Annotated in this window: 11 protein-coding genes; 7 read left to right on the forward strand and 4 right to left on the reverse strand. The window is 45.0% G+C overall.

All coding sequences use genetic code 11. The annotated features are described in order from the left end of the window. Positions 1-26: 26 nt before the first annotated feature. The 3 genes from AC0J2F_RS11510 (at position 27) to AC0J2F_RS11520 (ending at position 2,516) form a co-directional block, all read left to right on the forward strand. Positions 27-914 (forward strand): dienelactone hydrolase family protein, encoded by an 888-nt coding sequence (locus AC0J2F_RS11510; RefSeq protein WP_473007771.1) that lies wholly within the window; start codon positions 27-29, stop codon positions 912-914. After that, complete coding sequence (locus tag AC0J2F_RS11515) at positions 914-1,162, forward strand: hypothetical protein (protein ID WP_374958309.1); 249 nt, start codon at positions 914-916, stop codon at positions 1,160-1,162. Before AC0J2F_RS11510 ends, AC0J2F_RS11515 begins: the two co-directional genes overlap by 1 nt. Positions 1,163-1,241: 79 nt before the next feature. Further along, entirely contained in the window at positions 1,242-2,516 is a 1,275-nt protein-coding gene (locus AC0J2F_RS11520; RefSeq protein WP_473007772.1) for an NAD(P)/FAD-dependent oxidoreductase, read from the forward strand. 2 nt (positions 2,517-2,518) lie between these two features. On the opposite strand, the gene lysA is transcribed toward AC0J2F_RS11520, so the two are convergent. Beyond that, positions 2,519-3,715, reverse strand: coding sequence for a diaminopimelate decarboxylase (lysA, locus tag AC0J2F_RS11525; protein ID WP_473007773.1), 1,197 nt, complete (start codon positions 3,713-3,715; stop codon positions 2,519-2,521). A gap of 175 nt (positions 3,716-3,890) precedes the next feature. Between lysA and sucC the strand changes: the two genes are divergently transcribed. From sucC to AC0J2F_RS11545, 4 genes are all read left to right on the forward strand, one after another. Beyond that, positions 3,891-5,081, forward strand: a complete 1,191-nt coding sequence (gene sucC / locus AC0J2F_RS11530) for an ADP-forming succinate--CoA ligase subunit beta (RefSeq protein ID WP_374958311.1) — start codon at positions 3,891-3,893, stop codon at positions 5,079-5,081. Positions 5,082-5,259: 178 nt separating this feature from the next. Beyond that, positions 5,260-5,595 carry a hypothetical protein gene (locus AC0J2F_RS11535; RefSeq protein ID WP_473007774.1) on the forward strand — a complete coding sequence of 112 codons (336 nt, stop codon included), beginning with the start codon at positions 5,260-5,262 and terminating at the stop codon, positions 5,593-5,595. Between the two features lie 93 nt (positions 5,596-5,688). After that, positions 5,689-6,090: a tellurite resistance TerB family protein gene (locus tag AC0J2F_RS11540; protein ID WP_087523003.1), complete on the forward strand. Its 402-nt coding sequence runs from the start codon at positions 5,689-5,691 to the stop codon at positions 6,088-6,090. A 106-nt stretch (positions 6,091-6,196) separates the two neighbouring features. Beyond that, positions 6,197-6,631 (forward strand): Hsp20/alpha crystallin family protein, encoded by a 435-nt coding sequence (locus tag AC0J2F_RS11545; protein ID WP_473007775.1) that lies wholly within the window; start codon positions 6,197-6,199, stop codon positions 6,629-6,631. 133 nt (positions 6,632-6,764) lie between these two features. Here AC0J2F_RS11545 and rluF read toward each other — a convergent pair whose 3' ends face one another. From rluF to AC0J2F_RS11560, 3 genes are all read right to left on the reverse strand, one after another. After that, the gene (gene rluF, locus AC0J2F_RS11550) at positions 6,765-7,526 is read right to left on the reverse strand and encodes a 23S rRNA pseudouridine(2604) synthase RluF (RefSeq protein WP_473007776.1); all 762 of its coding nucleotides are present in this window, start codon (positions 7,524-7,526) and stop codon (positions 6,765-6,767) included. Continuing rightward, a complete protein-coding gene (gene uvrB / locus AC0J2F_RS11555; RefSeq protein ID WP_473007777.1) occupies positions 7,526-9,526 on the reverse strand; it encodes an excinuclease ABC subunit UvrB in 2,001 nt (666 codons plus the stop codon). Before uvrB ends, rluF begins: the two co-directional genes overlap by 1 nt. 125 nt (positions 9,527-9,651) lie before the next feature. Then, a complete protein-coding gene (locus AC0J2F_RS11560; RefSeq protein WP_473007778.1) occupies positions 9,652-13,500 on the reverse strand; it encodes a T9SS type B sorting domain-containing protein in 3,849 nt (1,282 codons plus the stop codon).

Consider the following 13,500-nt stretch of genomic DNA (forward strand, 5'->3'; position numbering starts at 1 on the left):
CTTAAAGCTTCTAAAAACCAGCAATTATGAAGCCGCTTAAAAAAGAAGATATCCCACAAGAGGTCTTTGATCTCTACGACGACTACGCCCATAACAAGATAGACCGCAGAGGTTTTGTACAACGCTTGGGCCTTTATGCGGCAGGTAGTGTTACCGTTGGTTCCCTGCTGAGTTTTATGGAGCCAAATTACCGCAATACTGCTATGGTCGCAGCAGACGATCAAGACATCCAATCAGACTATGTGTTGTATGACTCTCCCAAAGGTGGAGGCGAAATCAGAGGCTTATTGTCTATGCCCAAGGATCCCCAGGAAAAACTCCCTGGTATCGTGGTAGTTCATGAGAACAGAGGGCTAAATCCGTATATAGAAGATGTAGGTCGTCGAGCGGCTAAGGCTAATTTTATCAGTTTGGCTCCAGATGCGCTCTGGCCCTTGGGTGGCTATCCTGGAAACGATGACGATGGTAGAACCATGCAAAGGCAGCGCGATCGCGAAGAGATGCTGCAAGATTTCATCGCCGCCTTTGATTATTTAAAGAACCATCCGCAGTGCAGCGGCAAGATCGGAGTAGTTGGGTTTTGCTTCGGAGGTTATATTTCCAATATGATGGCGGTGCGCGTGCCAGAACTAGCCGCAGCCGTTCCTTATTATGGGAAGCAACCCTCTGCGGAAGATGCAGCTAAGGTCAAAGCGCCTTTATTGCTGCAATATGCGGAATTGGATACGCGAGTGAATGCCGGTTGGCCGGAATATGAAGCTATTTTAAAGGCGAACAATATTGAATATACTGCTCATATGTACGCGAAAGTGAATCACGGATTTCACAACAATACAACGCCGCGATATGACGAAGCTGCAGCCATGCTTTCTTGGGAACGGACCATAGCTTTCTTTGACAAACATTTGCGCTAATGGGAAGGTACATCATTCAGGCCGCAGAGGGTGTTTGCAGCCGTTTGGCTGAGGCCATGAAAGCCTGCCCACAAGTAAGCGATACTTTTACCGATAGCGGCTATTGGTACAGCAATGGGGAAACAGGGCCGGAGTGGTTTACCGTTACCTTAGAGGGCGATTACCGGCAGCGAGATAAGATCGATGAATTCCTAAAGCAAGTTTGCGAAAAATACAATTTAAGCTACGGCAATGCCTATTGGGGTTGAACCCAAATTTTGTAGTTAAATAAGCCGGATTAAAGCCGGCGTCTTCGTATCTTTATGTGTCCATAAAAAGGATAATGCTATGGACGATACCCGAACCGTCGTCATTGTGGGTGGAGGTTTTGCTGGCCTGGAACTCATTAAGCGTTTAGGAGGCGACAAACGCTACAATCTCATCCTAGTCGACGCCAATAATTACAACTTTTTTCCACCATTGATCTATCAGGTTTCTGCTGGTTTTATGGAACCGTCGGCCATTAGTTATCCTTTCCGGAAGATCTTGCGTAAACACAAGAACACGCGCTTTCGTTTGGGAGAGCTGCAAGCAATTCATCCGCAGCAAAACAAGATCGTACTCAACAACGGAGAACTGCATTACGACAAACTCGTTTTAGCAACAGGAGCGGAAACCAATTATTTCGGCAACGAGAATATAGCCAAGTACAGCCTTCCTATGAAGACCATTAGCGATGCGCTTTCTCTGCGCAATGTGATCTTTACGCGACTAGACAGAGCTACTCGTATGAAAGACCCGGTTCATCGCAAGCGTCACTTGACCTTTGTCATAGCCGGTGCAGGGCCTACTGGAGTAGAATTGTCTGGGATCTTTGCAGAAATGCAAACCCATGTTTTGCAGAAAGACTACCCGGAACTCGCTGTAGAAGACTTGGGAGAGATCTATCTCTTGGACGGAAACGATACTGTGCTGGCGCCTATGTCTGCGGCTTCTCAGCGCTATACCCATAAAAAGTTAGAAGAGCTAGGAGTGAAGATCCGCCTTAATACTCGGGTAAATGATTTCAAAGATAATGTGGTTTATCTTTCAGACGGAACTACCATAGAAGCCATTAATCTCATCTGGGCAGCGGGGGTCTCTGCCAAGACTTTTGAAGGTATTCCTGCCGATGCGCTGGGTCCTGGAAAACGCATGAAGACCAACGGGTTCAATCAGGTGGAAGGCTTTGAGAATATCTTTGCCTTGGGAGATTGCGCCTTTGTAGCCGATGATCCCGAGCATCCGCATGGGCATCCACAGTTAGCGCAGCCGGCAATTCAACAGGCTAAGAATTTAGCTGCAAATTTAAAACGAGCCCCAGAGTACTGGCGCCCGTTTCGTTATAAGGATCTCGGTGCCTTGGCTATTATTGGCCGCAATAAGGCCGTGATGGATACTCCTGGCCAAAAGACAACTTTTAAAGGTTTCTTTGCCTGGTTGATCTGGATCTTTGTCCATATCATGGGCTTAGTGAACTTTAAGAATCGCGTGCGAACCTTTTACAATTGGATAGGCTACTACATCTACAAAGACCAGTACTTTCGCATGATCATTAAACCGAGAGATCGGGATCTGGGTTAGTATTACACCAACTGATTTCTGATCAGATCTTCAAAGGTCTCCCGCTTGCGAATAAGCTTCCAATCCCCATCTATAAAAAGGGCTTCGGCTGGGCGGTAGCGGCTGTTGTAATTACTTGCCATAGTAAAACAGTACGCTCCGGCATTGCTAAAACTTAAGATGTCGCTTTCTGAAATTTCTGCAATACGCCTATTATTTGCAAAGGTATCTGTTTCGCAGATATAGCCTACTACGGAATAAAAACGCTCTTTTCCTTCTGGATTAGAGATATTTCTGATCTGATGCTGCGCGCCGTAGAGCATTGGGCGTATCAAATGATTAAAACCACTATCAACTTGTGCAAAAACCGTTGAGGTGGTTTGTTTAATGGCATTTACGCGCACTAAGAATTGTCCGGCTTGGCTGACCAAAAATTTTCCAGGCTCAAACGCCAAAGTAAGTGGACGTCCGTACTCTGCTTGGAAATCGTTGAAGCGTTGGCTTAGTTTTTCGCCAAATTCTTCCACATTGGTTTCGATATCGCCCGCTTTGTAGGGTACTTTAAATCCACTTCCGAAGTCGATAAAATCCAAAGTCTTGAAATGTTTGGCCGTTTCAAAGAGGATCTCTGAAGCATATAAGAACACCTCTACATCTAGAATGTCACTACCAGTATGCATATGGATACCGTTTATATGCATTCCGGTGTTCTCCACTATCCGCAGTATATGTGGCAACTGATGGATGGAGATACCGAATTTACTATCGATATGCCCTACGGAAATATTGGTATTGCCGCCGGCCATAACGTGTGGATTGATGCGGATACAAACAGGCACTTTAGGATGTGCAGTTCCGAACTGCTCTAAAATGGCCAGATTGTCGATATTGATCTGCACTCCCATACCGGCAACTTGTTCAATTTCTTCAAAAGAAACACCGTTGGGAGTATAAATAATGTCTTTCGGATCTACTCCTGCCTCCAAGCCCAAAAGCACTTCTTGAACAGAAACTGTATCCAATCCGGCACCAAGGCTGTTGATGAGCTTTAAAATGGACAAATTGTTCGAAGCTTTGACCGCGTAGTGGATCTTGAGCTTGTCTACCTGTTTAAATGCTGCGGTCAGGCGTTTGTATTGAGATGCGATCATATTGGCATCGTACACATACAAAGGGCTGTCAAAGCGATCTACAGCAGTTAAAAGGTCTTGATTTGTCATTGTTTTTAAATTTTAGCCCACTAAATTAAGCAAGCCTGTTAAATCTTCTGCAAGTCAGAGTCGCTAAAAAACTGTTAAGCTTTCGATAAGTGACTTATTTTCTAGGCAAATTTTGTTGGAACAGACCACTAGCATTTGCTACCTTTGCAGAACAGAAAAAAAGACTACCGAGCATATGAATCTACACGAATATCAAGGCAAGGAAATATTAAATAGTTTTGGCGTACAGATCCAAAGAGGATATGTGGCAGAAACTCCTGAGCAAGCTGTTGAGGCTGCCAAAAAACTAACCGAAGAAACCGGAACCGGCTGGCATGTTATCAAGGCCCAGGTTCACGCGGGAGGCCGCGGTAAAGGTGGCGGTGTAAAATTGGCCAAAAGCTTGGATGAGGTTCGCGATCTGTCTAACCAGATCTTGGGCATGCAACTCATCACCCCTCAAACATCCGCAGAAGGTAAAACAGTACACCAAGTTTTGATCGCAGAGGATGTTTACTATCCTGGAGATTCAGAGCCGAAAGAATATTATATGAGCGTCTTGTTAGACCGTGCGGCCGGAAAGAACATGATCATGTATTCTCCACAAGGAGGGATGGACATTGAAGCCGTTGCAGAAGAGACACCAGAATTGATCTTTACAGAAACTGTGGAGCCAGATACTGGTTTGCTTCCTTTCCAAGCCCGTCGTATAGCATTTAACTTAGGCTTGAGTGGAAAGGCTTTCAAGGAGATGACCAAGTTTGTCTTTGCGCTTTACAAAGCCTATGAGAATTCAGACAGTTCTCTTTTTGAGATCAACCCTGTGCTTAAGACCAGTGACGATCGTGTGATCGCGGTGGATTCTAAAGTAACTATAGATGATAATGCACTTTACCGTCACAAGGATTACGCTGAGATGCGTGATGTACGCGAGGAGAATCCTATTGAGGTTGAGGCGAAAGCCGTTGGACTAAACTACGTTGATCTAGACGGAAACGTTGGATGTATGGTTAACGGAGCAGGTTTGGCGATGGCTACTATGGATCTTATTAAAATGGCAGGTGGAGAGCCAGCTAACTTCCTTGACGTTGGAGGTACTGCAGACGCAGAGCGTGTGGAGACAGCCTTTAAGATCATCTTGCGCGACCCGAATGTTAAAGCCATCTTGGTGAACATCTTTGGTGGAATTGTACGTTGCGATCGTGTGGCACAAGGTATCGTTGATGCCTACAAGAATATTGGAGATATTCCTGTACCAATTATTGTTCGTCTGCAAGGAACCAATGCCGAGCTAGCTAAAGAAATTATCGATAATAGCGGTTTGGATGTGCATTCTGCAGTTGAGTTTAAAGAAGCTTCAGATAAAGTTCAGGCCTTACTAGCCTAAGACTTTGTAACATACTTGAACTCCCGTAAACACTGGTTTTCGGGAGTTTTTTAATGCCCTAATTTTAATGTTAAGCAGTTCAAATAATCGTTAAACTGTCGTTAAATCAGCAGCTTAGCGGTAACTATTTGATTTTTGAGCAGTCTATTAGGTGTACATCAATTAAAATCGAACAGTAATGCGAAAATTAAGTTTATTGGTAGTTGCCCTAGCGTTTTTTGTAGGGACTACCGCAAATGCGGCCACCGAGCCAAACGAATCGAACCCAGTAACGATCACTCAGGAGATCGGGAAGTTTTTAGCCAACCCAGATTTTGATTTTGGATCAGAGGAGATCGCCAAGGTTTCTTTTATGATCAACAAAGACAACGAGGTGGTTGTACTGTCGGTAGACTCAGAAAATGATACTGTGGTGTCTTACATCAAATCCAGACTGAATTACCAGAAATTGGAAGCTAATGCTCAGACAGGAATGGAATATACAGTGCCCGTGCGATTGAAGACGGTAGTGTAGGTAGTGCACTGTATTTAAAAGAAGAATCCCGATGCTATCGCTCGGGATTTTTTTTGTCCTCGCTTTTCCCTATTTTTACTCGGATTAACTACCATGGAAGACAAAGAGGAAAAATTAGGATTACTCAGCGACCTTATCGCACTGGCTCAAGCAGATCATCATATTTCTGAAGAGGAATATCAATTCATCATGACCTTGGCCAAACGTTTCGATATCGATAAAGAAACGGTTCACGACCTCTTTCACAATCCTGTCGAATCTAAGCCTATAGTTACTGAACTTGGGCGTATTACCCACTTCCATAAGTTGGTATTGATGATGAATATCGACCTTAAGACCAAGGATGCAGAAGTTGCTGCCTTGCGCAATTTTGGACTCAAAATGGGTATCCGCATGGAGATCATCGATCAGGTAATGCTCCGTATGGATAAGTACGAGAACAAGCTCATTCCTACAGAAGAATTGGTGCGTATCTTTCAGGCTTACTACAACTAAACTGTCAAAACGACATTCTATTTACCTTAAATTACGCCATAATGGCGTGAAAATAGCATTGGAATCGAATTTGCTATATACCAAGAGTAAATAAATTTTTCATGTTATGAGTTTAGTTAAAAGAAATACCCGATTCGGTTTTCCTTCACTTCTGGACGATCTATTTATGAACGATCGTTTAGACGTTTGGGGAGGACAACGTACCCAAGTGCCTGCGGCCAATATAAAAGAGACAGAAAATGATTTTCAAGTAGCTCTTGCAGCGCCAGGCCTTAAAAAAGAAGATTTTAAAATCGATATAGAAGATGACGTTCTAACTGTGTCTTCTAGCATTGAGAACACAACAGAGGTAAAAGAAGACCACGGGCGCTATACTCGCAAGGAGTTTAGCTTTGCGAGCTTTAGCAGATCGTTCAGCTTACCGGAAGATGTGAAACAAGAAGAGATTTCAGCCACCTATACCGATGGTGTTTTGACCATCTTTGTTCCAAAGAACAAAGAGGTGCAGCTGTCTCAGAAACGCACAATTGCAATTTCATAGTTATCCTAAAAGTCTATTAGGAAATTTGGTTAGTTAGTTGTAGTAAGCCGCACCTTGGCAATTGGGGTGCGGTTTTTTTATAGAACTCATTTATCCTTCTAGTCTAAATAAGTTCAGAAATTTATTCGAGTGACTATCGTCTGCGGCGTCTGCGCGGAGTTTGAGCTGCAGATACTTTAGAAGAAGTGCTGACCATCGCCTCGATCTCTTGTAGCTCTTTTGCTGTTAGATCTCGCCATTTGCCCTCTGGAATACCTTCTAAGGTGATATTCATGATGCGGACTCTTTGCAAACGGGTGACTTCATAGCCTAAATACTCACACATTCTGCGGATCTGCCTGTTAAGGCCTTGCACCAAGATGATCTTGAACACAAATCTGCTTAGGCGTTCGACCTTGCATTTTTTGGTCACGGTTCCTAAGATAGGAATACCACCAGCCATGCGCTTTACAAATTCTTCAGTGATCGGGCGATCTACGGTGACTATATATTCTTTTTCATGCTGATTTCCAGCACGTAAAATTTTATTGACTATATCACCATTGTTGGTCAAAAAGATCAATCCTTCACTGGGTTTGTCCAAGCGTCCAACATGAAAGATTCTTTCTGGATGATTGATATAACTGATTATATTACCCGGGATGCTTTCGTCTGTAGTACAGGTAATGCCTACAGGTTTGTTAAAAGCAATAAAGACATCTTCTTGTTTTTTATTGGCCGATTTTCCGTCTACTCGGATTTCATCATTGGGGAGCACACGATCACCTAATACAGCTTTGCGACCATTAATGGTAACTCGGCCTTGTTCGATTAGCGTATCTGCTTGTCGACGGGAGCAAAATCCTTGTTCGCTCAAGGCTTTATTGATCCGTATGGAGTCTGGTTCGTGTTCCATTATTCCAGAGTTTCCATTTCCTTTTGATATTGTTTTATCTGATCCCGAAGCTTAGCAGCCAACATAAAATCGAGCTCTTTGGCCGCTTTCTCCATGGCCTTACGGGTATCTCGAATCCGTTTTTCGATCTGCGGTTTGGTCAAATATTCTTCCGGACGCTCTTGCAGTAATTCCTCTGCCGTATCAAAGGAAAAGCGCTCTGTTTTCTTTTTGGTCAGCGCGTTGTCTAGGGATTTTTTAATTGCTGTTGGAGTGATCCCGTGCTTTTCATTGTAGGCGATCTGTTTTGCCCTACGATAATTTGTACCGTCCATGGTTTCTTGCATGCTGCGCGTTATCTTATCGGCATACATGATTGCCTTTCCGTTGATATGTCTTGCCGCCCGACCAACGGTCTGGGTGAGCGAGCGGTTGGATCGTAAGAATCCTTCTTTGTCTGCATCTAGGATCGCTACTAGAGATACCTCCGGCAAGTCCAATCCTTCACGCAATAAGTTTACACCGATCAAGACGTCGAATAGGCCCAAACGCAGATCCTGCATGATCTCAACGCGTTCTAAAGTGTCTACATCGCTGTGAATGTAGCGGCAACGAATCTGTATTCGGGTCAAGTATTTGGTCAGCTCTTCTGCCATGCGTTTGGTCAAGGTGGTTACCAACACCCGTTCGTCTTTTTCAACGCGAATTTGAATCTCTTCGATCAGATCGTCGATCTGATGCAAACTTGGCCTTATCTCGATCTCGGGATCCAATAAGCCCGTTGGTCTGATAATCTGCTCAATGTAGACTCCTTCGGTCTTGCCTAATTCGTAATCGGCTGGGGTGGCACTCACATAGATCACTTGGTTTTGTAGCATCTCGAATTCTTCAAACTTTAGCGGACGGTTATCCAAAGCAGCGGGCAATCTAAAACCGTATTCCACCAGATTTTCTTTTCGGGAGCGATCCCCACCGTACATGGCACTTACCTGCGGGATCGAAACGTGACTCTCATCCACCACCATCAAATAATCATCAGGAAAATAATCCAACAAACAGAAAGGACGGGTTCCTGGTTCTCGGCCATCTAAATAACGGGAATAGTTCTCAATTCCAGAGCAGTAGCCCAATTCTCGGATCATCTCCAAGTCAAAGTTGGTGCGCTCTTCCAAGCGTTTAGCCTCCAAAGGCTTACCTACTTCTCTAAAAAAATCCATCTGTTTGACCAGATCGTCTTGTATATTGTGGATCGCATGTTGTAAAACATCCGGAGAGGTCACAAACATATTGGCCGGATAGATAGTCAAACGGTCGTAACGCTCAATTCGGTCATTGGTCCCTGGGTCGAAAGCTTCGATTTCCTCGATCTCATCGCCAAAGAAATGAATGCGGAAAGCGATATCCGCATAACTCGGATAAACATCTAAGGTGTCTCCCTTTATTCTGAAGTTTCCATGGCTGAATTCCGCTTCGGTTCTGGAGTAAAGACTCTGCACCAATTTATGAAGCAAGTCCGTTCTGGAGATCATTTCACCTTCGTGTAGTTTGATCACGTTCTTCTGGAATTCTATAGGGTTTCCAATACCGTACAAACAAGAAACAGAAGCAACTACCAATACATCGCGTCTGCCCGAGAGGAGGGAAGAAGTGGCACTTAATCGCAACTTTTCTATCTCTTCGTTGATCGAAAGATCCTTTTCAATATAGGTTCCGCTGGTTGGAATATAGGCCTCCGGTTGGTAGTAATCGTAATAGGAAACAAAGTATTCCACGGCATTGTTTGGGAAGAATTGCTTAAACTCTGTATAAAGTTGCGCAGCCAGTGTCTTGTTGTGAGCCAATACCAAGGTGGGTCGCTGCACCTCTTCAATAACATTAGCCACTGTAAAGGTTTTTCCACTCCCGGTAACACCAAGTAGTGTCTGGTATCTTTCGCCAGATTCAATGCCTTCTGCGAGGGCTTTTATCGCATCAGGCTGATCTCCCGTCGGTTTAAAATCAGAAACAATGGTGAATTTCATATACTGCTATCTCTCCACAAAACGAACCTTAAAATTACGCTTTTTTAAGGGCATTCTAAAACAAAAACGGCTCGTATTGAAACGAGCCGTTTGGATTCATTGAGGAGGCTCATTGGCCTGCGTAATTAATAATTCAAATACACCCAACCGCTGTAGAGTTGCTCGGTTTCTGTGGATTGAGAACTATCTGGCGAATCGTTGAGTTGCAGGGTATAGAAATATGTTCCTACCGGTAACAACTCTCCGTTTTGCGCTGCAGCACGTCCGTCCCATTGATCAGTACTGGCATTGGCGCTATAAACCATGATACCGCGACGATCAAAGATCTTAAGTTCAAAGTTCGGATGATTCTCTAAGCCAAGAATTGCAAAGGTATCGTTGAAGCCATCGCCATTAGGAGAAATACCTTGTGGAATCTCAATAACACAACTGATTATACTGAAACCAGCCAAACCGACCGCGTAGCAACCATTTGCAGAGGTCCCTCGGACGTAGATTGTAGCTCCATCTCCACTGAAGGTATAATTCGCGGGATCACTTATCGGATTATCACCAGTTTCTGCGTCGTCCGCAGTGGTGTGATAAGTATAATTCAAACTAGCTTCTGAAGAGCCAATTTCTGCTATCAAAGTAGTCAGATCAAAATCTGCAGTCCCACTAGAACCAGTTGCGCAGAGTTCAATGAAATCCAAAGCGGCTAAGGGTGGAACCACATCAACGGTCAATTCCACCGTAGTGGTGTTGAAACAACCAGTAGCTAGATTCACCACCCGGATGTAAACGATCTCAGGGTTGCTTGAGTTGGTGTAATTCAATGGTAATGGATTATCGCCGCTAGCAGCATCAGCCTCACTGTTGTGGAAGGTCGCAGTTAGATCGGCATCGCCACCGCTCACAACAGCGATCAGTGGTTCAAGGTCGAACACGGCTGTTGGTCCATCGTTACTGCACTCCAGAAGTGGTTCTGGAGCAATTACCACCGGTAGCGGTAAAACAATCAAGGTCAATTCCGTAGTACTGAAACAGCCTGTTGCAGGATCGGTCACACGGACATAGACCGTTTGCGGATTGCTGGTATTGGTATACGGACTTACCAAGGCAGCTGTTCCGGCTTCTGCGTCAGCTTCGGTTTCGTGATAAGTCACCTCTAGACTAGCATCACCCCCAGCGATCTCAGCATCTTTAACAGTAAGGTCAAAGGCTTCGATCTCATCTCCAGGATTGTTATTATCGCACAATTCTAAAGGTGTTGGCGCTGTTATTGCTGGTCCTGCCAGGACTTCAAGAACCAAAGATTCAATGCTGAAACAGCCTGTGGCGTTATCTTCTACACGAGCAAAAACAGTCTGCGGATTCGTAGTATTGGTATATGGACTACTCAAGGCCGCAGCAGTGTCACCAGTTGCGGCTTCTTCCTCAGTCAAATAGTAGCTCACTGTAAGACCTGGAGCGCCTTCAGTGATCTCTACATCTCTCGAGGTCAAGTTGAATTCGGCAAAGCCATCAAAAGGCAGCATATCGCATAACTCATACGGAGCTGGTGCATTGGTCAAAGGTCCTGGGTTTACTATGAGTTCAAAACTTCCAACAGTAAAACAGCCTGTTGTCGGATCGCTTAGGCGCACCCATATCAGCTGCGGATTGGAAGTGTTCGTATAAGTGGTAGGATCTCCAATTGCTCCTGTATCTGCAACTGCGTCGGCCTCAGTCTCATGGAAACTTACGTCAACAGCAGTTTCTGTAGTGATCTCAGAGATCCAGAAGGTCAGGTCAAAAACGGTAGAACCGTCAGGCGTCTCATCATCACAGAGTTCAAAACTCCCAATAGGATCATTGATCTCTGGCGAATTCAAGACCGTAATGGTAAAGCTCACCACATCGAAACAACCTCCTGAATTCTCGATCCTAGCCCAAACCACTTGCGGATTCTCCACATTGGTATAAGGCATTGACAATTCCGAACCTGCTATACCTGCAATAGCCTCGGCTTCGGTCACATAATAGGTAACGACCGTATCGGGCTGACCGGCAATGATCTCCGCATCAGCCAGATTCAAGTCAAATTCGGCAAAACCGTCGTTATCATCATCACAGACCGTTAGATCTGTTGGTGTATTCGCTACAGGTGTATCAAAAAAGGTCACCACAACTGTATCAGCAACGGTACATTCCCCGTCGGTAGCCTCACAGCGATAGGTTCCTGAGGTAGTTGCGTCATAGGTGGGATCTGTGGCACCAACAATAGGAGCATCGTCTAAGAACCATTGATAAGTAACCCCTGCAGTTCCCGTATCGGCATCCAAAGTGATTGGGTCAGTATCGCAGGTCCCAATATCTTCTCCTAAATTAAAGCTAAAAGTGGCATTGGTCGTTACGGTTACGGTATCTTCTACGGTAACGGTTTCTCCATTACAGTTTAGGTAATCAACACGGGCGGTATAGGTTTGTGTGCCAGCAGGGCATACCGTAATATCTGCAGTGTCTCCAACAACTGCTCCCGATTCATCCAGCCAAGTGATGCTGGTAACGCTTGGTCCGTTAGGTATGAAGCGCCAAGCCTCAAATTCAGTTGTCCATGGAGAGTCCGAGGTATTCCTCCCCGGAGGAACAAATGCTTCGGTTCCTTCATTGTTTTGTATTCCAAGAACTGCGTTTCCGCTGTTCCAGGTCTCACAAGTGGGTTTGTTTAATATATATACATCTATGATGTTGGTGGTCTCATAAAGCACCGCCATTTGTGTAGCTAGTAGATCACCACAACTGGCTGAGAACATAGGTACCTCATAATACGAAACAACCAAAACTCGATTCGGGGCTGTTCCGAGCACTTCATAGCCGATCTCCTCTGTGTCACTTGTGGCAGGGTTGATATCGTGTCCGGGGGTAAAGATATTGGCCTCTCCCAAGGTTGGATTATCATTGTTGGGTAGGTCTTCGCTAAATGACCATCCATTGGAGGTGTCTGAAGCATCAACTTCAAAACGGATCACTCCATTGGAGCCCACTTGGAACTGGGTTTCAGTCCCTCCGAAGAAACAAAAGTCAAAAGGTAATTCTTCTACACCAGACCAGGCATCATCAATGTCAGGATTCAAACTATTGGCCAAACCATTAAAGGAGAATGGTGGGTCAAAAGGGATAGGCACTACATTATAGGTTGTCGTTTCTCCAATGGAGAGAAAGTCCGCACTCAGATCTGCACAGATCTCACCAGAAGAACAATCTAAGGTAACATCGGGTCCTGCATCCACAAAAGGATTCCCTACAGACACGTCAAACTCCACATCGGCTATCAGTTCAATGCGCGATTGATCAACGCAACCTGCTGCATCTGTTGCCGTGAAGCTAATTGGATAAAGGCCTGGCGAGCTGTAGGAGTGCATGGCTGTCAAGCCACTCATAATTGTCCCATCGCCAAAGTCCCATTCGTAGGTGGCTCCGACATCAGATCCGGCAAATACAGCAGAGGCATTAACGGTAATTAATTCGTCAACATCCGCAGCTATGATACCACCAGCCGCAGCAGGGGTAGAACCTTCAAAAGTGGTTGAGATCTCTTGACAACAGCTCAGTTGCGCTTCCCAGCCGATAGAGGTGAAGAATTCATTGGATGCAAATTCAAAGGTCAAACAACCAGAGGTGTTAGTCGGTGATGGACGCACGATTCCCGGGCTGTTGGTTCCGGAGAAATCTCCAATAACGGGTGAGGAGGTATCCGGTCCATCATAAATGGTCAAAACGTCGTTAGGCGTCTCTGTCGTAAAACTGGTAAAGTCTACCTGTAAAATGCCGCCGCTACCATCATCACATAAGGTCAAGACCAAGTTTTCATTGTTCGCATAGGGTCCGGCAGCGCCTCCTGAATCGTAGAAGTTTCCGGCACAGACGTTAAAGCTGCCGTTTTGCATATTGATATCTTGTGCCCAGCTTGTCCAACAAAGTAGCCCAAGAAGAAGTGAGATTTTTGTTTTCAT

The sequence above is a fragment of the Gilvibacter sp. CC01 genome (assembly GCF_055755295.1).

Bases quoted from the DNA above. Each gene is read 5' to 3' on its own strand.
- AC0J2F_RS11510 (WP_473007771.1), top strand. From the start codon at position 27: ATGAAGCCGCTTAAAAAAGAAGATATCCCACAAGAGGTCTTTGATCTC.
- AC0J2F_RS11515 (WP_374958309.1), top strand. From the start codon at position 914: ATGGGAAGGTACATCATTCAGGCCGCAGAGGGTGTTTGCAGCCGTTTG.
- AC0J2F_RS11520 (WP_473007772.1), top strand. From the start codon at position 1,242: ATGGACGATACCCGAACCGTCGTCATTGTGGGTGGAGGTTTTGCTGGC.
- lysA (WP_473007773.1), bottom strand. From the start codon at position 3,715: ATGACAAATCAAGACCTTTTAACTGCTGTAGATCGCTTTGACAGCCCT.
- sucC (WP_374958311.1), top strand. From the start codon at position 3,891: ATGAATCTACACGAATATCAAGGCAAGGAAATATTAAATAGTTTTGGC.
- AC0J2F_RS11535 (WP_473007774.1), top strand. From the start codon at position 5,260: ATGCGAAAATTAAGTTTATTGGTAGTTGCCCTAGCGTTTTTTGTAGGG.
- AC0J2F_RS11540 (WP_087523003.1), top strand. From the start codon at position 5,689: ATGGAAGACAAAGAGGAAAAATTAGGATTACTCAGCGACCTTATCGCA.
- AC0J2F_RS11545 (WP_473007775.1), top strand. From the start codon at position 6,197: ATGAGTTTAGTTAAAAGAAATACCCGATTCGGTTTTCCTTCACTTCTG.
- rluF (WP_473007776.1), bottom strand. From the start codon at position 7,526: ATGGAACACGAACCAGACTCCATACGGATCAATAAAGCCTTGAGCGAA.
- uvrB (WP_473007777.1), bottom strand. From the start codon at position 9,526: ATGAAATTCACCATTGTTTCTGATTTTAAACCGACGGGAGATCAGCCT.
- AC0J2F_RS11560 (WP_473007778.1), bottom strand. From the start codon at position 13,500: ATGAAAACAAAAATCTCACTTCTTCTTGGGCTACTTTGTTGGACAAGC.